The organism is Ideonella sp., from assembly GCF_041914305.1.
Lineage (GTDB): Bacteria > Pseudomonadota > Gammaproteobacteria > Burkholderiales > Burkholderiaceae_C > Ideonella.
The window spans coordinates 247,688-264,989 of the sequence record NZ_JAYSDQ010000004.1 but is presented as its reverse complement, the minus strand read 5'-3'; the positions used below and the strand labels follow the sequence as shown (position 1 = coordinate 264,989).

Genomic DNA, 17,302 nt, shown 5'->3' with positions numbered 1-17,302 from the left:
GTGCCCTCAATAGCTGGCCAATGACTGCAGCGCCGCCAGCGCCTGCGGCCAGGCGATCGCGTCGGTCTCGTCCTGACGCAGCAGCGCATCGATCTGCGACTTGTGGCGCACCGCCGCATCGGCCTCGGGGTCGGCACCGGGCCGGTATTCGCCGATCTGCAGCAGCAGCTCGACCTCCTTGTAGCGCGCCATCAGTGCGCGCACGCGGCCGGCGGCGCGGCGATGGGTTTCGTCGACGACCCGCGGCATCACGCGGCTGATGCTGCCCAGCACGTCGATCGCCGGGTAGTGGCCGGCGCCGGCCAGGTCGCGCGACAGCACCACGTGGCCGTCGAGGATCGAGCGCACCTCTTCGGCCACCGGGTCGTTGTCGGCGTCGCCTTCGGTCAGCACGGTGTAGACCGCGGTGATGGTGCCGCGCTGGCCCGGCCCGGCGCGTTCGAGCAACCGCGGCAGCATTGTGAACACCGAGGGCGGGTAACTGCGCCGTGTCGGCGGCTCGCCGCAGGCCAGGCCGATCTCGCGCTGCGCGCGCGCCAGGCGTGTGAGCGAGTCGACCAGCAGCAGCACGCGCTGGCCTTCGTCGCGGAAGTGCTCGGCCACGCGCGTGGCCGCCTGCGCGCAGCGCAGCCGCTCGGCCGCCGGCCGGTCGGAGGTGGCGACCACCATCACGCAGCGTTCGCGGCGCGCCCCGATGCCGACCTCCAGGAACTCGGCCACCTCGCGGCCCCGCTCGCCGACCAGCGCGACCACCACCACATCGGCCTCGCAGTGGCGCGCCAGCATGCCCAGCAGCGTGCTCTTGCCGGCGCCCGGCGGCGCGAAGACCCCGATGCGCTGGCCTTCGCCCAGCGTCAGCAGCGTGTCGAGCGCGCGCACCCCGGTGGGCAGCGGCTGGGCGATGCGCTGGCGTGACAGCGCCGGCGGCGGCGGCGCCTGCACCTCGACCCGCACGCAGGCCGTCAAAGGCCCGCCACCGTCGATCGGCACGCCCAGCGGGTCGAGCACGCGGCCGAGCAGGCCGGGGCCGACCGGGAACTGCGCCGCATGGCCGGTCGGCAGCACCGAGGCGCGCACCGTCAGGCCGTCGATCGCGCCCATCGGCGCCAGCAGCGCGGTGCCCTGGTTGAAGCCCATCACCTCGGCCAGCAGCGGCGCGGCCTGGCCGACCGACAGCTCGCAGACCTCGCCGACCCGGGCCAGCAGGCCGGTGGCCTCGATCGCCGGCCCGATCGCCTTGGTGACCTGGCCGACGACACGCGCCGGCGGCGCCTGGGCCAAACGCTGGCGCAGGTCGGCCAGCGGGTCCAGCGCGGCGGGCACAGGCATCGTCGGCGCGGTCGCGGGCAGCGTGCTCATCACCGCGTGCCGGCCGGCGCATGCAGCGCGCGGCGCAAGGCATCGACCTGCGCCTGCAGGCCCATCTCGACCCGGCCCGATGCCGTCTGCACGCGGCATTCGTCGCCGCCCAGTGTCTCGTCGACGACGACCCGCACCTGGCCGCCGTGGCGGGTGCCGTCGAGTACGCGGCGCACGGCGATCTCGGCCTCTTCGCGCGCGGTGGCCGAGACCCACAGCGTGACCACCGGCTCGTCGGCCCACATCGCCTCGAGCTTGCGCAGCACCGATTCGTAGCGCACGGCCGGCGGCAGCTCGCCCAGGCATTGGGCCAGCGTCTCGACCACCAGGTGGGCCATCGCCTCGCGCTGCGCGTAGACCGCGTGCTCGGTCGCCCAGGCCTGGGCCTGGTGGCGGCGCGCGTGTTCGGCCTGGGCCTCGCGCCAGCCCTTTTGGTAGCCGTCGCGCAGGCGCTGCTGGGCGTCGCGGTCGGCGTCCTTGCGCACGCGCGAGGCTTCGCGCTGCGCGGTACCGATGACCTCGTTGGCGTCGAGCAGCGCGCCGTACTCGTCGGCCTTCAGCACCTTGCGCTCGCTCAGCAGGTGCAGGTGCTCGGCGGTGATCAGAAAAGCCAGTCCCATGATCCGAACCTCTCGGGCAACGCGCACATGAACAGCAGCTCTTCGTAGACCAGCCGCCGCTCGGCCGGCATGGCCGGTGGGCTGGCCTGCGCGACACCGCGCGGAAACTTGACCCGCGCACTGCGCCACAGCCCGTCGCCCTGGGCGGCCAGCAGCCCCAGCATCAGCTGGTAGCTGCGCCGCACGACCATGCGGCCGGCCGCGCGCGGGCGCTGCACCAGTGCGCGCGGGCTCATCGCCAGCGCCGGGCACGAGGGCCAGCGCGAGAGCGCAAAGTCGGGCAGCTCGGGGTCGAGCCGCCGGGCCTGGCGCCACAGCTCCAGCGCCAGCCCGGGGGTTTCGAAATGGTCGCGGTGGGCCACGAAGCCGGCGAACAGGGCCAGCCGGCGCAGCGACGCACCGTCCATCCAGGCCAGGCGCTCGACCGGGCCGTCGGGCCGGGCGGCGGCCTGCGCCGCGTCGGGCACCGCGTGGGTGCGGCGCAGCCAGGCCGAGCTGGCCTGGTGGCCACCGTCGCCTAACGTCATTTTTCCGTTCACCCGCCAGCCGGGCGGCCACCAGCTGGCGTGGGCGTCGAGCGACGGCCGCGTGGCGGCGCGGATGCGCGCGCGCAGCACCCGCGACGAGCGCTCGACCGCCGCCGTGTTCACTTGACGAACCCGGCGCGCCGCAGCCAGACCCGCAGCGGCAAGCCCGAGCGGCGCAGCAGCCACGGCAGCGCCACCACCGCGGCCGCGGCCAGCAGCGCGACGATCGCCAGCGTCAGCAGCGCGGTGTTGCTCAAGCCCAGCGGGCCGCTCGCCTCGGCCGCGGCGCGGGCGCGCGAGGCGGCGGTGCTGACCACTTCGCTGGCCGGCACCAGCGTCAGCGACACCTGCTCGTAGCTCAGGCCTTCGACACTGTGGGCGACCAGCTCCTTGACCGCCGGCGCGAGCAGGCGCAGGTCGGTGCCGGGCCGGTGCTTGATGAAGACCGCCGCCGAGCTGGGCTTCAGCTTGTCGCTCAGCGGGTCGTTGGCCGGGATCACGACGTGCACACGCGCCGAGACGACGCCGTCGATCTCGGCCACGGTGCGCGACAGCTCTTGCGACAGGCCGTAGATGTAGCGCACGCGCTCTTCGGCCGGTGTTGCGACCAGGCCCTGCTTCTGGAACACCTCGCCCAGCGACGCATGGCGCGGCCCGGGCAGGCCGCGCTCTTGCAGCACCTCGACGGCGGCCGGCAGGTCGCGCTCGTCGACCTGCAGCTGCCAGCCAGCCTCGCCGGCCTGGACCTTGGCCGCGTCGATGTGCGCGTTGGCCAGCGCGGCCAGCATCTGGTTGGCCTCGGGCTCGTTCAGGCCGGTGTACAGCTCGACGCGGCAGCCCATCAGCGCCAGCGGCAGCAGCAGCCACGACAGCCGCCACGCGGCGCGGCGCGGCGTCTTATTCATTGCTGCTCAACAGTTGGTGGAAGGTGGTGTTGGCGGCGCTGGCCAACGCGCTGGTCACCGACAGCATCGTGCTCTCGCTGGCCAGCTGGATGCTGGTCTGGATCGCGAAGCTGCTGACGCGCTGCAGGCCGTCGATCGCGGCTTCGTTCAGGCTCATGTCTTCGGCGGCCACCGGCGCCTGCGGCAGGTCGACCTTGCCGGGGGCGATGACGTTGTTCGTCAAGTGGTTCAGCAACTGCATCGGCGCCGACGGGCGGCTGGTGGCCTCGGCGCGCACGCCGCGGCCGATCGCATCAGGGGCCTGGGCGGCCTGGTGCAGCGCCTGCAGCGATTGGTGGAGCATCGGCTCGCCCTGCGGCATGGCGGCGCCGGGCAGGGCGCTGCCGCCCTGCACAGCAGCCGACGCAGGCGCCGGCATGCCGGCGCCGACGGCGGACACGGGATCGATGGGGGCCATGGGTGCCTCCTGGCGGTGCAACAACGACAAACAAGAAAAGCCGGGGCGGCCGGCGAGCAGCCCGCGATGGGCTGCGGGTTCGGGCGCCCCGGCGCGGAGGGTTACTCCTTGACCTTGGCCGACTGGCGCAGGTCGCCGCCCATCTGGGCAGCCAGGTCGCCACGGGCCTTGGCGGCGCCGGTGATGGACGAGGTCTCGAGCTGGATCGAGGCCATCTTGATCGACGCCATCTGGGCTTCCTCGGCGCGCTTCTGGAAGTCGTCCACAGCGCCAGGAACAGTGCCGCCGTCGGTCGGGGTGGGGGTGGTGGAGGCCATGCTTTAACTCCTGTGATGAGTGTTGGAAACAGACAGGGGACACAGCAGGCCGCAAGGGCCCGCGAGATTCCCGCCGCCGGGGCTGCAGCGCCCGGCGGGCGGAAATGGGGCAGGGGCCGGCGCCACGCGGCGCCGACGCCCGCGGGCCGCGACATCGGTGTCACGGCCCATCGTGGTTCTCCTCGGTGGCCTTCGGTGCCGCGAGGTCGTCGGCGCTGACCGGGCCCAACGCGCCGCCGTTGCGCAGCGGCGCGCCTTCGAAATAGCGGTCGCCGTTGGCCAGCTGCACGAAGCGCAGGCCATCGGGGCCTTCGGTGATGCTGACCACGCGCGCCGGCAGCCGGTCGGCCCAGTCGGGCGTGGTGCTGGCCTTGGCGACGTTGGCGATCGGCTTGTAGCGCAGCTCGTCGTCGACCACCACCATCGGGTACAGGTCGCGCGTCAGCCGCTTCACGCGTTCGGGCGTGCCGGCCTGGTCGGTCGCGCCGCTGAGCTGCAGGTGGCCCTGGCCGCGGTAGCTGACCGCCACGCCCGGATCGGCGAGAAACTCGCGCGCCCGACTGACCACTTCGTCCAGCGGCGTGACACTCACCTGCACCCGCCCGCCGACGTTGCCCACGGCCTGCGCCAGCGTGCGTTGGCGCGCGGTCGATTCGACGAAACCGGTCAGGCGCACCGTGCCCGAGGCATCGGGCGGCTGCGCGACCACCTCGGGGAAGTCGCGCAGCACGCTGCGCAGGCGTGCCGCATCGAGCGCCGGGCCGTCGCTGCCGGCCGTGTGGGTCGCCGGCCGCCAGGCCAGCGCCGCAGCGGTGACACCGAACGCGGCCAGCACGACCACCGCCAACGCCTGCGGCCACCAGCGACTCTTGGCGTTGCGCATTGCCGCGCGCGCCGCGGCGGCCGCTTCCTCGTCGAGGAACATCGAGTCCGGCGCGTCGTCGGCCTTCGCCTGCGCGTACTCGCGGTCGATCTGCATGTCGATCGAGCCGACACGCAGCACGTCACCCGGCACCAGGCTGCGGCGCTCGGCGGTCATCGGCGCGCCGTTCAACTCGACCGCCGCTTCGCCCAGGCGCCGCACGGTCAACGCCACTTCGCCCGCCGTCAGCGACAGGTGCTGGCCACGCGCATCGGTGTCGGGCAGCAGCACCTCGCACTCGGGCGCCGAGCCGAGCGTGTTGGCGCCGGCCTTCAGCGTGATGCGGCGCCCGCGCATGCCGCTGCTCAAGAAGCGCAGGCACCAGGCGTCGTGGGGCGTCGGCTGGCTCATGACCCGCTCCAGGGCATCGTCTCGGCCTCGCGGCTGAGCGGCGCCGGGCGCACGCTGGCGGCCCCGACCGGCGCCTCTTGCGACGGCAGGCTCACCGGCGCGGCACCGGCCGCACCGGCGGCATCGGGCAGCACGAAGCGCGGCGTCAGCAGGTAGAAGCGTTCGAGCTTGCCGCCCTTGTCTTCCGAGTACTTGAACAGCCGCCCGATCACCGGGATGGCCGACAAGCCCGGCACGCCCGAGTCGGCGGTGCTCTTGCTCTCGCTCGAATAGCCGGCGATCAGCAGGCTCTTGCCCTCGCCGATCATGGCCTGGGTGTTGACGCTGCGCCGGCGCACGATCGGGATGTTGTCGACCGTTTCGGTGGCCAGGCTGTCGTCGCCGATGTTGATCGCCAGCTTGACGCTGTTGCCGCCTTCCTCGTCGATCACCAGCGGCGTCACGCGCACGTCGGTGCCGGCGCTGACGGTGTACAGGCTCGCGTCCTGGAAGCCGGGCACCTTGACGTAGAACTCGCTCTTGTTCTGCAGGCTGGCCTCGGTGTTGTCCAGCGTCAGCACCTTGGGCCGGGCGATGAACTTGGCGCGGCCGTTGCTCGCCAACGCACTGACACGGGCGAGCAGGAAGTCGCGCATCTCCTTGCCCAGCGCCGCCGTGATCACCACGCCCGAGGGCACCGCCAGCCCGGTCTGGCCGGCGGCGGTGGTGGCACCGGCCCAGGTCAGCGGCGGGTTCGTGCCGTTGCCCGTCTGCACGTCCATCTGCGTGCCGTGGGCACGCCAGTCGACACCGAGCTTGTCGACCGAGTCGTCGCTGACGTCCATGATCGTCAGCTCGATCTCGACCAGCCGCGGCTTGGCGTCCATCGACGCGATCAGCTTGGCGTACTGCGCCATGCGCTCGGGCACGTCGCGGATCAACACCGCGTTCATCCGCGCATCGGCCTGGAACTGCGGCGCATCGGGCGCGGCCGACCAGGCGCCGTCACCGCCATCGGCGCTGGCCGCATCACCGCCGGCCGCGTTGTTGTTGGCATTCGCGGCCGCCGCTGCCGCCGCGGCCTTGGCGCTCTTCATCTTCGGCACGGCGGTTGCGCCGGCCCCTCCACCCAGCGGTGAACTGCTGGCGCTGCGCGATCCGTAAAGGCTGCGCAAGGTGCTGACCACGCCGGGCACGACGACCGGGGCGCCATCGCGCGTCAGCCGCAGGTCGTTGGCCCAGGCGTAGCGCAGCGGGAACATCTTCACCTCGGCGTGGTCGACCTGCGAGGCGCGGTAGTCGATCGACTTGACGATCTGCCGCACCATCTCGACATAACGCTTCGGACCGCTGACGAAGACGCTGTTCTCGTTCTGGCTGATGACGAGCGGGTAGCGCTTGTCCCAGACCTGCAGCTTGTTCAGCGTGTCGGCGATGCGCGGCGCGTTGGTGCCCAGGATCGGCAGCACCTCGTTGCGCGCGTCGGCCGCCTGCTCGATGAACAGCAGCGAGCCGTCGTAGTACCAGGTCAGGCCGTAGTTGCTGCAGACCGCCTCGAGCACCGCCCTCGCATTGCTCGCCTTGCCGCTGCCCACGGTGTTGCCGAAGGTGCCGCTGATGACACCATCGATCTTCGGGTCGACCACCGCGGTGGTCCCTTGCGACGCCGCCAGCTCGCGCAAGAAATCGGCCAGCTTCTTTTCGCTGGCGACGATGCGCACCGGCTTGTTGCTGGTCCAGCGCAGCTCGGCGGCATGGGCGACACCGCTCACGCACAGCGCGGCTATTGCGACACACCGCAGCGCGTGAACCGCACCGCGGCGCTCCGCAGGAGTCGCCGCATTCAAGTGGCGTGCGCGGATCCGGCTTTGCCGGGCCGCTGCGCGAGCCCCCTCGGGGGGCAGGCCCCGGAAGGGGCCGTGGGGGTTCATATTGTTTCCATCCACTCAAAGGCCCGCTCGGCGAAACGCAACACCTCGCGGCCCAGCCAGCTGACGCCGACCGTCAGGCTGATCAACACGACGACCAGGCGCACCGATTGGCCCAGGCTCTGGTCCTGGATCTGCGTCACGGCCTGCAGGATCGCGACACCCAGCCCGGCGACCGTGGCGACGATCACCAGCGGCAGGCTGACCCACAGCACGACCGACAAGGCGTCGCGCGTCAAGCCCAGCAGGTCATGCCCCATGCGCGGCCTCCGTGCCGGTGACCCAGCCAACCGGCTGCAGCGTGATGTCGTCGTCCACCTCCTGGTACGACAGCACCGGCAGCTTCGGCAGCGCCGCCGCGATCATGTTGCGCACGTAGCGCCGCACGCCGCTGGAGACCACCACCACCGTCGTCGCTGGCGCCCCGTCGACGAAGCTGCGCAGCTGGTCGAAGATCGCCTGCTTGATGGCGGGGTCGAGCAGCAGCCGGTTGCCCAGCGCGGTGCGTTCGATCGAGGCTTCGATGCGGTCGATCAGCTGGGTGTCGAACAGCACCGCGTGGATCTCGCGCTGCGGCGTGGCGTGCAGGCTCGTGATGTAGGGGCCCAAGTCGGCGCGCACCAGCTCGGTCAGCGCGATCGAGTCTTCTTCGCGCGGCGCCCAGCGCACCAGGCTCTCGAAGATCGCCTTCAGGTTGCGCACCGGGATGTTCTCGGTCAGCAGGCGGCGCAGCGTCTCGGCGATGCGCTGCACCGGCACGACCCGCGTCACCTCGACCGCCAGCTCGGGCGCCTGGGCCTGCATGCCGTGAATGAGCTGGCGCACCTCTTGCAGCCCGATCAGCGCCGGCAGGTGCTGGCGCGCGACGCGCTCGACCAGCGCCGACAGCGGCGCCTCGGGCGACTGCGGGTCGATCGGCTGCGTGGCCTGCACCACGTCTTGCACCAGCACCGCGACCTGGCCCGGCGGCACGGCGGCCGACGGCGAGATCTGGATCCGCGGGAACACCGGGCCGAGCTCGGCCTCGACGCGGCGGCGCGTGTCGATCAGCAGCTGGTCCAGCTGCGCCGGGTCGATCGCCGCGTGCAGGTCGGGCGCCAGCCGCAGCGCCAGCGGGAAGGTCAGCGCGCCGCCGGCCACGCCGGCGCCGGTGCCGGCATCGTCGTGGAAGATCCATTCCGGCGTGTCGCCGCGCTGGCGATGTTTGCGCGCGGCCCAGGCCAGGCCGAAGATGAAGACCAGCCAGACGACGAAGGCCCAGGCCGGAAAGCCCGGCGCGAACATGAAGCTGGCGACCGCCAGGCCGGCGATGAACAGCGCGCGCGGGTGGTTCGCAAACTGGCCCAGCATCTGCGCGCCCAGCGGCTGCGCATCGTGCTCGCCGCCACCGCCGCAGCGGGTGATCACGATGCCGGCGGCGATCGACACCAGCAGCGACGGGATCTGCGACACCATGCCGTCGCCGACCGTCAGGATCGCGTAGCGCTGCACCGCATGCGCGATGTCCATGTCGTGCATCAGCGTGCCGACCGCGACACCGCCGAGGATGTTGACCGCCGCGACGACCAGGCTGGCGATCGCGTCGCCCTTGACGAACTTCATCGCCCCGTCCATCGCGCCGTGCAGCTGGCTCTCTTGCTCGAGCTGCGAGCGGCGCGCCTGGGCCTGCGCGTTCGACAGGTTGCCGGCGCGCACCTCGGCGTCGATGCTCATCTGCTTGCCGGGCATCGCGTCGAGCGCGAAGCGGGCGCCGACCTCGGCCACGCGCTCCGAGCCCTTGGCGATCACGATGAACTGCACGATCGCGACGATCAGGAACACGACACCGCCGACGACCACGTTGTTGCCGACGATCAGCTTGCCGAACGCATCGATGATCTGGCCGGCATGCGCATGCAGCAGGATCAGCTTGGCCGACGCGATGTTCAGCGCGAGCCGGAACAGCGTGGTGAACAGCAGCAGCGACGGGAAGGTCGACAACGACAGCGCCGAGCCGACATACATCGACACGATCAGCAGCGCGACGCTGACCGACAGGTTGGCCGCGATCAGCAGGTCCAGCGCGGCCGGCGGCAGCGGCAGCATGAACAGCGCGACGATGCCGACGAGGAACAGCGCCAGCAGCGCGTCGCTGTGGCGCATCGCCGCCGTCAGCGGCGAACGCGGCCGCTGCGCAACGGTGGTTCCTGTGAACAAGGGCATGGGGTCGGCCGAGAGGCAGTGAGTCAGGCTGGGGATGTTGGCCATGAAGCCGCCCGCCCTCAACGACGAGGATTCGTAATGCAGGGCTTTCGCCGTGTGCCGCGGGCCCGCATACGCCGACTCGTAGTTCACGCGCGGCGGGCCGGTGCCTATGCTGCATCCGCTCTGGTGACCCGGCGCATGGCGCGCCCATGGGATCTCTTCATTCGCTCATGACGGCGCCAGGCTTGCCCCATGCACATGCCCCCGGCCACCTTGTTGATGCCCGCCTGGACGCCGCTCGGCGAGGCCCGCGCCTTGCCACGGCTGTGGCCGGGCTTTGCGCAGACCTGCCGCACGCTGGCCGGCCGGCCCTGGCCGCTGGCGCTGCAGGGGTGCGCCACCACCACGCTGCGGCTGGACCCGATCGCGCCGGCCTCACCGCCCCATTGGAGCGAAGCGGTCGCGCTGCGGCTGCGCTGGCAGGGCCACGACGGTGAACTGGCGCTGGATGCCGCCGCGCAGGCCTGGTGCCTGGGCGACGAGGTGCCCGGCGATGCGCCGCTGGGGTGGCGCCAGATCCTGCTGGCCGACCGGCTGCACGGGCTGGCGCGCGCGCTGCTCGGCAGCGTGCCCGAGTGGGAGCCGGCCACCACGCCGTGGCCACGCGACCCGAACACCTTTTGGTGCCGCGTCGGCGCCGATCCCGCCTGGCCCACCAGCACCAACATCAGCGCGGGCCATGCCCGCCTGCGCTGGGCCTCGGCCGAGGCCTGGTCGGCCTTTGCCGATGCGGTGCTGCGGCACGCCCAGCCGCCGACCACCGACGCGCCCACGCAGCCCCTCTCGCACCGGGTCCGGCTGGGTGCCTGCCCGATCCCGCTGCGGCTGGAACTGGGCCGCACGCGGTTGGACCTGGCCTCGCTGCGCCAGATCGAGCCGGGCGACATCGTCGCGGTGGACGAATGGCGCCCGCGCGGCGGCGCGCTGGGCGTGCAGCTGTACGCCGGCCGCCGCGGCGAAGCGCAATGGCCGGCCGAGGTGCGCCAGACCCGATTGACCGTTCTCACTGCCACGGAGGCCACCATGAACGCCCCCCGCGCTGCCAGCGCCGCTTCGTCACCATCCCCCGCGGCCGCCCCGGCGCCGGCCGCGCTGCAGGCCACGCGCGTGGCCGACGCCACCTTGCCGATCGAGCAGCTCGAGAAGCTGGAGGTGACGCTGCACTTCGACCTTGGCGGCCTGGCGCTGAAGCTGGAGGCACTGGAGCAGGTGGCCGCCGGCCACGTGCTGGAGCTGCCGCAACCGCTGAACCAGTGCGAGCTGAGCATCCTGTGCCAGGACCGGCTGCTCGGCAAAGGCCAGCTCGTCGCGGTGGGCGAGCGCCTGGGCGTGCGGGTGACCGAGTTCGCGGTGAGCGCCGATGCAGCACCTGCCTGATCCGGCCACCGTCTTCACGCTGATCCTGGCGTTCGGCGTGGCGCCCTTCGTGGCGCTGATGATGACCTGCTACACCAAGCTGGTGATTGTCTTCGGCCTGCTGCGCACCGCGCTGGGCCTGCAGCAGACACCGCCCAACATGGTGCTCAACGGCATCGCGGTGATCCTGTCGATCTACGTGATGGCGCCGGTGGCGATGGACATCGGCGACAACATGAAGCTGCACCCGGCCGCCAGCACCGCCAGCCCGACCGAGCAGATCGGCAGCGCGGCGGCGGCGGCCGAAGGGCCGATGCGCGCCTTCTTGAAAAAGCACGCCCAGCCGCGCGAGCGCCAGTTCTTTCTGAAGACCGCGAAAGAGATCTGGCCCGCCAATCGGGCCGACGCGCTGCGCGACGACGACCTGATGGTGCTGGTGCCGAGCTTCACGCTGAGCGAGATCACCCGTGCGTTCCAGATCGGCTTCGTGATCTACCTGGTCTTCGTCGTCGTCGACCTGATCGTCGCGACGGTGCTGCTCGCGCTGGGCATGTCGATGCTGTCACCGTCGACGATCTCGCTGCCGTTCAAGCTGCTGCTGTTCGTGATGCTCGACGGCTGGGAGCGGCTGATCCACGCGCTGGTCCTTTCGTATAGGTAGCCTGCCGAGGCGCTCCAGCGGAGCGCCTCGGGCTTCAGGGCACCTGAGGCGTGGCGATGGTCATGCGCAGCGTCGGTGCGCCGGCCGCGTCGGGGCCGACGAAGACGGTGTTCAGTTGCTGGCCCGACCAGGCGTGGCTGGCGAGGCCGTCCAGGTCTTGCAACACCTCGGGCTGCGAAGCCTGGCCCTGCAGCACGCCGGGGGCCGTGAAGGTGGTGCCGCCGTCGGTCGAGAACGCGACCATCGGTTGGTAGCCGGTCTGCTGCGGGTGCTTGCGCTGGTCCATCCAGGTCACCGCGACGACACCCTTGCGGCTGACGCTGACCCAGGGCATGAACTGGTCGGCGGCGCGCGGCCCGGCGGCCACCGGGCGCGGGGTGCTCCAGGTTGCGCCCTGGTCGTCGGAGGTGCTGAGCAGCACCTGCAGGCGCTTGTCGGCGTAGGTCGTCAGCACCGTGAACAGGCGGTTCTGGTGCGGGCCGCCGGAGTTGTCGATGGCGATCACCGGCGTGAACGACACCAGCGCCGTGGTGCCCGGCAGCGCGCCATAGGAGTACCAGAGGTTGGAGTTCACCTGGTCGGGCGGCAGCACCGCCTGCGCCAGCACGGTCGGCGCGGTCCAGGTCTTGCCGCCATCGCCCGAGCGGACGAGGCGGAACTCGGCCGGGCGGCCATGGCAATCGCGGTCCTGGCCGGTGCAGCTGAGGTAGGACAGGTAGAGGCCTCCGTCACGGCCGACGGCCAGATCGCCGAAGTCCAGCATCTCCTGGCCGGTTGCCACCGGTGTGGCGTTGACGGTCTGCCAATGGCGGCCCCCATCGTCGGAACGGCCGACACGGATGGCGGCTTGGTCCGAGCCGTCGTCGGTGAAGCTGGCATAGAGCCGGCCGCGGTACGGGCTGCTGACCCAGGTGTCGGGCTCCAGGTGGACGCTCTTGATCCAGCTGTAATAGAACTGGCTGCTGGCGATGGTGTACCAGCCATCCCAGGTCTGGCCGCCATCGGTGGAGCGGCTGGCCCAGACCTTGGCGCCGTCGGACCAGTAGAACGGCTGCACGGCGACCAGCGCGCCCTCCTTGTCGAAGCCCACCGCGGGGGCCTCGGTCGAGAACTCGTCGTCCGCCACGCCGGGCAAGGTGCAGCTGTGGCGCCAGGTCTGGCCGCGGTCGGTTGAGAAGTGCACCGCGCCGCGGCTGCAGTTGCCGTATTTGCCGGCATTGCCCACCACGAACTGGCGAGCGTCGGCCGGGTTGATGGCGATCGACGCGTGCCCGGCGCTGGCCGTCGAGATCTGGGCGTCCTGGCGCACGCAGGGCGAGCCGGTGCAGCGCTGGTCGGCTTGTGCGAAGGCCGGGCCGGCGCACGTCAGTGCAGCCATGAGCAGGGTGGGGGACAGCATGCGGTGCATGGGGAAAGGCTCCTTGAAGGGTGGCGTTGGATGCGGTGCGGACACGGCCAGGCCGCGGTCGGGGCTCGCGGTCAGGCGTCCTGCCAATAGATGATCTAACGGATTATGTGGTGTGACTTGCCACCCGCCGGTCGCTGCCGCCGCCGACGTCCGGGCCGTGATGATTGCTGACACACCGGCGCACGGCCGCCTGCCGAGCGGCCGGCGCGCCCCGGGGCACTCGGCCTCAGGGCCTGGCGGTGCTCAGGCGCAGCGTCTTGGCGTCGGCGGCGTCGGGCCCGACGAAGACCGTTTTCAAGCGCTTGCCAGCCCAGGCATGGCTGGCGATGCTGTCGAGGTCGCCCAGTGCGGCCGGGTCTGATGTCCGGCCCTGCAGCACGCCCGGGGCCGTGAAGGTGGTGCCGCCGTCGGTCGAGAACGCGACCATCGGCTGGTAGCCGGTCTGCTTCGGATGCTTGCGCTGGTCCATCCAGGTCACCGCGACCACGCCCTGGTGGCTGACGCTGACCCAAGGCATGAACTGGTCGGCCGCGCGCGGGCCGGTGGCCACCGGCGTGGGTGTGCGCCAGCTCGCGCCCCGATCGTCGGAGGTCGACAGCAGCACCTGCAGGTGCTTGTCGGTGTAGGTCGTCATCGCGGCGTAGAGCCGGTCTTGGTGCGGCCCCCTGCTGGCGTCCACGGCGATCACCGGCGTGAACGACATGAACGCGGTGGTGCCCGGCAACGCGCCATAGTCATACCAGAGGCGGTGAACGACCTCGCCGGGCGGCAGCGTCGTCAAGGCCAGCGTGGTCGGGGAGGTCCAGGTCTGGCCACCGTCGGCCGAGCGGACGAGACGCAGCTCGGCGGGGCGGCCATGACAGTCGTGCCCCGCGCCGACGCAGCTCAGGTAGGACAAATGGAGGCTGCCGTCGCGACCGATGGCGAGATCGCTGAAGTCCACCCTCTCGTCGCCGATGGTGGTGGGCGTGGCATCGACAGTGCGCCACGCGATGCCGTCCTCGGACCGGCCGACGCGGATCACCGCCTTGCTCATGCCGTCGTCGGTGAAGCTGGCGTAGAGCCGCCCACGATAGGGGCTGTCGGCCCCGGCGTCGGCTTCCAGGTGGGCGCTCTTGATCCAGCCGCTGTCGTAGAAATGGCGGTAGGCGATGGTGGTCGACCCGCCGTCCCACTGCTGTCCGTTGGTCGAGCGCATGGCCCGCAGCTTGCCGCCGTCGGACCAAAAGTACGGCAGCGCAGCGACCACGGCACCGTCCCGGTCGAACGCCACGGCCGGCGCCTCGGTCGAGCCTTCGTCGTCGGCGTTGCCGGGCAGCGTGCAGAGGTGGCGCCACGTCTGGCCGCCGTCGGGCGAGACCTGCAATGCACCGCTATAGCAATGCCCGTCGTCATACCCGATCACGATGCGGTTGGCATCGGCCGTGTCGACGGCGATCGACGTGCGGTCGGCCCAGGCCGGCGACAGCTCGACGTCCTTGGACACGCAAGGCGAGCCGTCACAACGGGCCTCGGCTTGCGCGAAACAAGGCCCCTGCAGGGCCCCTGCGGCCACCAGCAGGCCCGACGACATCCAACGGTACATGACGAGTATCCAGAGATTAACAACCTAACGAATTATGTGATGTGTCACCGCGACCCCGTGTCACCGGAAACCCGACGCCGCGACGATGGCCGCACGATCGGCGGGTCTTCGTCAAGGTTGTCAGCCCCCCGCCAGCCGGCGGCGGCACGCTGATCGTCAGCCAGGCCGCCTCGGCCCGGGGCCGATGACTCGAATATCCAGCCCCACCCATGCCTACGGATTTCCGTAGGACCACGAATCCCCGTACTTACATACGGAATAAGCCAAGCGCAGATCTGCGACGTAGCATGCGCCCTCGCTGATCGGAGCCGACCGTCCACATGAAGCCTTCGGCGCCCAGGGTGCCACCGCCGCCGCCCCCACCGGGCGAGCCCGCCGAACCGTCTGCTGCCCCCACCGCGGCGGACGTGACCGGCCTGCTGCAGAGCTGGGCCGATGGCGACCGCTCGGCGCTGGACCGCCTGATCCCGGCGGTCTACAGCCAGCTGCGCCGGGTCGCCCGCTCGGCGGCGCGTGGCGAGCGGGCCGAGCACACGCTGCAGGCCACCGGGCTGGTGCACGAGGCCTTCATTCGCCTGTCGCAGCAGCGCTCGTCGCGCTGGTCGAGCCGTTATGAGTTCTTCGGCTGGGCCAGCCGGGTGATGCGGCAGATCCTGGTCGACCATGCGCGCGCGCGCCAGGCCCAGAAGCGCGGCGGCGGCGTCGCCCACGAGAGCCTGGACGACGACAAGCTCTCGCTGCAACAGCGGCTGGCGGCGCCGACCTCGCCGTGGCTGGAGTTGCTGGCGCTCGATGAGGCGCTGAACCGGCTGAAGGTGCTGGACCCGCAGCAGGCCCGCGTGGTCGAGCTGCGCTTCTTCGGCGAGCTGGGGGTCGAAGAGACCGCCCAGTGCCTGGGCATCTCGCCAGCCACCGTGAAGCGCGAGTGGACCACCGCCCGGGCCTGGCTGCTGCGCGAGCTGAAGTCGGGCCCGCCCGGGCCAGGCCGGTGACGCGCGACGACGCCCCGCAACGTGCCGGCGCCGGCACGGCGCGCGGGATCACGCGGCCGCCCACCACCGCCCGGCCGCCTGGACCATCGCCCACAGCAGGTGCGCCGACAAGGCGCCGTAGGCCATCGCCGCGGCGCCGGCCAGCGTGGACAACATCAAGGCCACGCCGTCCTTGTAGATCCAACCCAGCGCCAGCAGCACGAGGCTGATGCCGGGCAGCAGGTTGCCCAGCGGCAACGGCAACAAGATCAGCAGCGCCATCGCCGCGATCCACAGCCGCCAGCCGGCGTGGGTGCTCGGGTGGCGCCAGTGCGCCCAGCGGCGCCGCAGCGTCAGCCGCGCCCGTTCGTAGAGCGCGGCCAGCAGGCCCAGGCAACGGCGCGACCAGGTTTCACCCAGGCGCAAGGCCGTCACCTGCGGGGGCAGCGCCGCACGGCCGCGGGGACCGGCACGGCTGCGGCCCTGCGGCCAGCGGGCGGCCACCGCGAACAGCGGCAGGCTGAGCACCGTGCCCACACCCGCGATCGGCAAGGCGCTCAACAGGGCGAGCACCAGCAACAGGGCCGGCCAGCTGGCTCGGCCATGGAGGTCCAGCAGATCGGCCACGCTGATGCCCTGGGCACGGCACGCGGCCTCACGAAACACCGCCGGGCGAATCATGCGGGCGCCCCCGGCCGCCAGCGTGGCAGGCGGGGGAAGGGCCAGGCGGCGGCAGGGCGAGGTGTCACGTCACAGCTCCAACAAGGGCGAAGGGCGCAGTCCCCAGGGCCGCAAGCGGCAACACGGCCGAAACGGGCCGAAACGATCGCTGGGGTTCCGACCGCCACGGTAGGCCCCCTCGATCCCGGATGCCAGCGGCGTGCCCCTGACGATCGCTCAGGTCGAAGCGAACTCGCGCTGTCCCGGTGAACGCTTCGCTTCGAACGAAGTTGGACTGCGGAAGCTTCGTCTTATTCGAACGCGTCGAGGTCTTCACACTTCGCCCCATCGTCCACGCCTTTCGAGGAGCCGTCATGAACCACCCCGCCCCCTGGTCACCCGCCTTCGTGCAGGCCGGGATGCTGTTCACGCAGCGCTGGCTGCAGCACCTGGCGCGCTGGATCGGCGAGTGTGTCGAGCCGCCCCGCGCGCTGCGGCGCGCCCCCGCGCAGATCCCCGTGCGCCCCCGCGATGCCCGCAGCCAGCCGAGGCCTTCACGCCAGCGCTGACCGCGTCCGCGCCACCCGCTGTCTCACCACCTCTTGAACCTTCACCGGAGAAACCCCATGCGTCACTATCCCCGCAACAGCCCCGAGGCTGCCGCACGCTTGTTGGCTCTGTGCATGGTGGCCGACGGCCATGTCTGCCGGTCCGAAGTCGAGGCGCTGCGCCGATGGGAGGTCGAAGCCCAGCTCGGGCTGCCGCCCGGGGGCCTGGGGCCGGTGCTGCAGACCCTGTGCGAAGACCTGCTGTGCGCGCAGACGAGCGGGTCGCTGTCGGCCTGCCTCGACGACAGCCTGCTCGAGGCACTGCTGCGCGATGTGGACGACCCCGCGCTGCAACGCAAAGTGATCGATGCGATGGCCGCCACCGCCGCCGCCGATGGCCACCTGTCCGACGGCGAGCAGCAGGTGCTGCAGGCGATGCAGCGCGACTGGCGATTCGACTGGCAAACCGTGCTGGCGCGGCAGCCGGTGACGCCCCGCGCCTGA

General features: G+C 71.5%; 18 protein-coding genes. 5 read left to right on the top strand and 13 right to left on the bottom strand.

The annotated features are described in order from the left end of the window. Nucleotides 1-6: 6 nt before the first annotated feature. The 10 genes from ACE3SG_RS07645 to ACE3SG_RS07600 form a co-directional block, all read right to left on the bottom strand. Nucleotides 7-1,359 (bottom strand): FliI/YscN family ATPase, encoded by a 1,353-nt coding sequence (locus ACE3SG_RS07645; protein ID WP_374563780.1) that lies wholly within the window; start codon nucleotides 1,357-1,359, stop codon nucleotides 7-9. After that, on the bottom strand, nucleotides 1,359-1,979 hold the full coding sequence (locus ACE3SG_RS07640) for an HrpE/YscL family type III secretion apparatus protein (RefSeq protein ID WP_374563778.1): 621 nt from the start codon (nucleotides 1,977-1,979) through the stop codon (nucleotides 1,359-1,361). Before ACE3SG_RS07640 ends, ACE3SG_RS07645 begins: the two co-directional genes overlap by 1 nt. Further along, nucleotides 1,961-2,629: a hypothetical protein gene (locus tag ACE3SG_RS07635; protein WP_374563776.1), complete on the bottom strand. Its 669-nt coding sequence runs from the start codon at nucleotides 2,627-2,629 to the stop codon at nucleotides 1,961-1,963. The genes ACE3SG_RS07640 and ACE3SG_RS07635 overlap by 19 nt, the downstream gene beginning before the upstream one ends. Beyond that, nucleotides 2,626-3,411: a type III secretion system inner membrane ring lipoprotein SctJ gene (sctJ, locus tag ACE3SG_RS07630; protein WP_374563774.1), complete on the bottom strand. Its 786-nt coding sequence runs from the start codon at nucleotides 3,409-3,411 to the stop codon at nucleotides 2,626-2,628. Before sctJ ends, ACE3SG_RS07635 begins: the two co-directional genes overlap by 4 nt. Next, nucleotides 3,404-3,868, bottom strand: coding sequence for a hypothetical protein (locus ACE3SG_RS07625; RefSeq protein WP_374563772.1), 465 nt, complete (start codon nucleotides 3,866-3,868; stop codon nucleotides 3,404-3,406). The genes sctJ and ACE3SG_RS07625 overlap by 8 nt, the downstream gene beginning before the upstream one ends. 101 nt (nucleotides 3,869-3,969) lie before the next feature. Further along, the gene (locus ACE3SG_RS07620) at nucleotides 3,970-4,185 is read right to left on the bottom strand and encodes a hypothetical protein (protein WP_374563771.1); all 216 of its coding nucleotides are present in this window, start codon (nucleotides 4,183-4,185) and stop codon (nucleotides 3,970-3,972) included. Between the two features lie 160 nt (nucleotides 4,186-4,345). Further along, nucleotides 4,346-5,458: an FHA domain-containing protein gene (locus ACE3SG_RS07615; protein WP_374563769.1), complete on the bottom strand. Its 1,113-nt coding sequence runs from the start codon at nucleotides 5,456-5,458 to the stop codon at nucleotides 4,346-4,348. After that, nucleotides 5,455-7,209, bottom strand: coding sequence for a type III secretion system outer membrane ring subunit SctC (sctC, locus tag ACE3SG_RS07610; RefSeq protein WP_374563767.1), 1,755 nt, complete (start codon nucleotides 7,207-7,209; stop codon nucleotides 5,455-5,457). Before sctC ends, ACE3SG_RS07615 begins: the two co-directional genes overlap by 4 nt. 155 nt (nucleotides 7,210-7,364) lie before the next feature. After that, nucleotides 7,365-7,625, bottom strand: a complete 261-nt coding sequence (gene sctS / locus ACE3SG_RS07605) for a type III secretion system export apparatus subunit SctS (protein WP_374563765.1) — start codon at nucleotides 7,623-7,625, stop codon at nucleotides 7,365-7,367. Next, nucleotides 7,615-9,567, bottom strand: coding sequence for an FHIPEP family type III secretion protein (locus tag ACE3SG_RS07600; RefSeq protein WP_374563763.1), 1,953 nt, complete (start codon nucleotides 9,565-9,567; stop codon nucleotides 7,615-7,617). The genes sctS and ACE3SG_RS07600 overlap by 11 nt, the downstream gene beginning before the upstream one ends. A gap of 234 nt (nucleotides 9,568-9,801) precedes the next feature. On the opposite strand from ACE3SG_RS07600, the gene sctQ reads away from it, so the two are divergent. Together sctQ and sctR are read left to right on the top strand one after the other, a co-directional pair. Beyond that, nucleotides 9,802-10,986, top strand: a complete 1,185-nt coding sequence (gene sctQ, locus ACE3SG_RS07595) for a type III secretion system cytoplasmic ring protein SctQ (protein WP_374563761.1) — start codon at nucleotides 9,802-9,804, stop codon at nucleotides 10,984-10,986. Continuing rightward, on the top strand, nucleotides 10,970-11,626 hold the full coding sequence (gene sctR, locus ACE3SG_RS07590) for a type III secretion system export apparatus subunit SctR (RefSeq protein WP_374563759.1): 657 nt from the start codon (nucleotides 10,970-10,972) through the stop codon (nucleotides 11,624-11,626). The genes sctQ and sctR overlap by 17 nt, the downstream gene beginning before the upstream one ends. A gap of 34 nt (nucleotides 11,627-11,660) precedes the next feature. Here the strand turns inward: sctR and ACE3SG_RS07585 are convergent, their stop codons facing one another. Then, nucleotides 11,661-13,034 carry a hypothetical protein gene (locus ACE3SG_RS07585; RefSeq protein ID WP_374563757.1) on the bottom strand — a complete coding sequence of 458 codons (1,374 nt, stop codon included), beginning with the start codon at nucleotides 13,032-13,034 and terminating at the stop codon, nucleotides 11,661-11,663. A 226-nt stretch (nucleotides 13,035-13,260) separates the two neighbouring features. Beyond that, nucleotides 13,261-14,619, bottom strand: coding sequence for a sialidase family protein (locus tag ACE3SG_RS07580; protein ID WP_374563755.1), 1,359 nt, complete (start codon nucleotides 14,617-14,619; stop codon nucleotides 13,261-13,263). A 320-nt stretch (nucleotides 14,620-14,939) separates the two neighbouring features. Here ACE3SG_RS07580 and ACE3SG_RS07575 point away from each other — a divergent pair, with 320 nt between their 5' ends. Continuing rightward, complete coding sequence (locus tag ACE3SG_RS07575) at nucleotides 14,940-15,611, top strand: ECF-type sigma factor (protein ID WP_374563753.1); 672 nt, start codon at nucleotides 14,940-14,942, stop codon at nucleotides 15,609-15,611. Nucleotides 15,612-15,659: 48 nt separating this feature from the next. Here ACE3SG_RS07575 and ACE3SG_RS07570 read toward each other — a convergent pair whose 3' ends face one another. After that, entirely contained in the window at nucleotides 15,660-16,271 is a 612-nt protein-coding gene (locus ACE3SG_RS07570; RefSeq protein ID WP_374563751.1) for an exopolysaccharide biosynthesis protein, read from the bottom strand. A gap of 353 nt (nucleotides 16,272-16,624) precedes the next feature. Here ACE3SG_RS07570 and ACE3SG_RS07565 point away from each other — a divergent pair, with 353 nt between their 5' ends. Continuing rightward, nucleotides 16,625-16,819 (top strand): hypothetical protein, encoded by a 195-nt coding sequence (locus tag ACE3SG_RS07565; protein ID WP_374563749.1) that lies wholly within the window; start codon nucleotides 16,625-16,627, stop codon nucleotides 16,817-16,819. Between the two features lie 57 nt (nucleotides 16,820-16,876). Next, entirely contained in the window at nucleotides 16,877-17,302 is a 426-nt protein-coding gene (locus ACE3SG_RS07560; RefSeq protein WP_374563748.1) for a TerB family tellurite resistance protein, read from the top strand.

Bases quoted from the DNA above. Each gene is read 5' to 3' on its own strand.
- ACE3SG_RS07645 (WP_374563780.1), bottom strand. From the start codon at position 1,359: ATGAGCACGCTGCCCGCGACCGCGCCGACGATGCCTGTGCCCGCCGCG.
- ACE3SG_RS07640 (WP_374563778.1), bottom strand. From the start codon at position 1,979: ATGGGACTGGCTTTTCTGATCACCGCCGAGCACCTGCACCTGCTGAGC.
- sctJ (WP_374563774.1), bottom strand. From the start codon at position 3,411: ATGAATAAGACGCCGCGCCGCGCCGCGTGGCGGCTGTCGTGGCTGCTG.
- ACE3SG_RS07625 (WP_374563772.1), bottom strand. From the start codon at position 3,868: ATGGCCCCCATCGATCCCGTGTCCGCCGTCGGCGCCGGCATGCCGGCG.
- ACE3SG_RS07620 (WP_374563771.1), bottom strand. From the start codon at position 4,185: ATGGCCTCCACCACCCCCACCCCGACCGACGGCGGCACTGTTCCTGGC.
- ACE3SG_RS07615 (WP_374563769.1), bottom strand. From the start codon at position 5,458: ATGAGCCAGCCGACGCCCCACGACGCCTGGTGCCTGCGCTTCTTGAGC.
- sctS (WP_374563765.1), bottom strand. From the start codon at position 7,625: ATGGGGCATGACCTGCTGGGCTTGACGCGCGACGCCTTGTCGGTCGTG.
- ACE3SG_RS07600 (WP_374563763.1), bottom strand. From the start codon at position 9,567: ATGCCCTTGTTCACAGGAACCACCGTTGCGCAGCGGCCGCGTTCGCCG.
- sctQ (WP_374563761.1), top strand. From the start codon at position 9,802: ATGCACATGCCCCCGGCCACCTTGTTGATGCCCGCCTGGACGCCGCTC.
- sctR (WP_374563759.1), top strand. From the start codon at position 10,970: ATGCAGCACCTGCCTGATCCGGCCACCGTCTTCACGCTGATCCTGGCG.
- ACE3SG_RS07585 (WP_374563757.1), bottom strand. From the start codon at position 13,034: ATGCACCGCATGCTGTCCCCCACCCTGCTCATGGCTGCACTGACGTGC.
- ACE3SG_RS07580 (WP_374563755.1), bottom strand. From the start codon at position 14,619: ATGTACCGTTGGATGTCGTCGGGCCTGCTGGTGGCCGCAGGGGCCCTG.
- ACE3SG_RS07575 (WP_374563753.1), top strand. From the start codon at position 14,940: ATGAAGCCTTCGGCGCCCAGGGTGCCACCGCCGCCGCCCCCACCGGGC.
- ACE3SG_RS07570 (WP_374563751.1), bottom strand. From the start codon at position 16,271: ATGATTCGCCCGGCGGTGTTTCGTGAGGCCGCGTGCCGTGCCCAGGGC.
- ACE3SG_RS07565 (WP_374563749.1), top strand. From the start codon at position 16,625: ATGAACCACCCCGCCCCCTGGTCACCCGCCTTCGTGCAGGCCGGGATG.
- ACE3SG_RS07560 (WP_374563748.1), top strand. From the start codon at position 16,877: ATGCGTCACTATCCCCGCAACAGCCCCGAGGCTGCCGCACGCTTGTTG.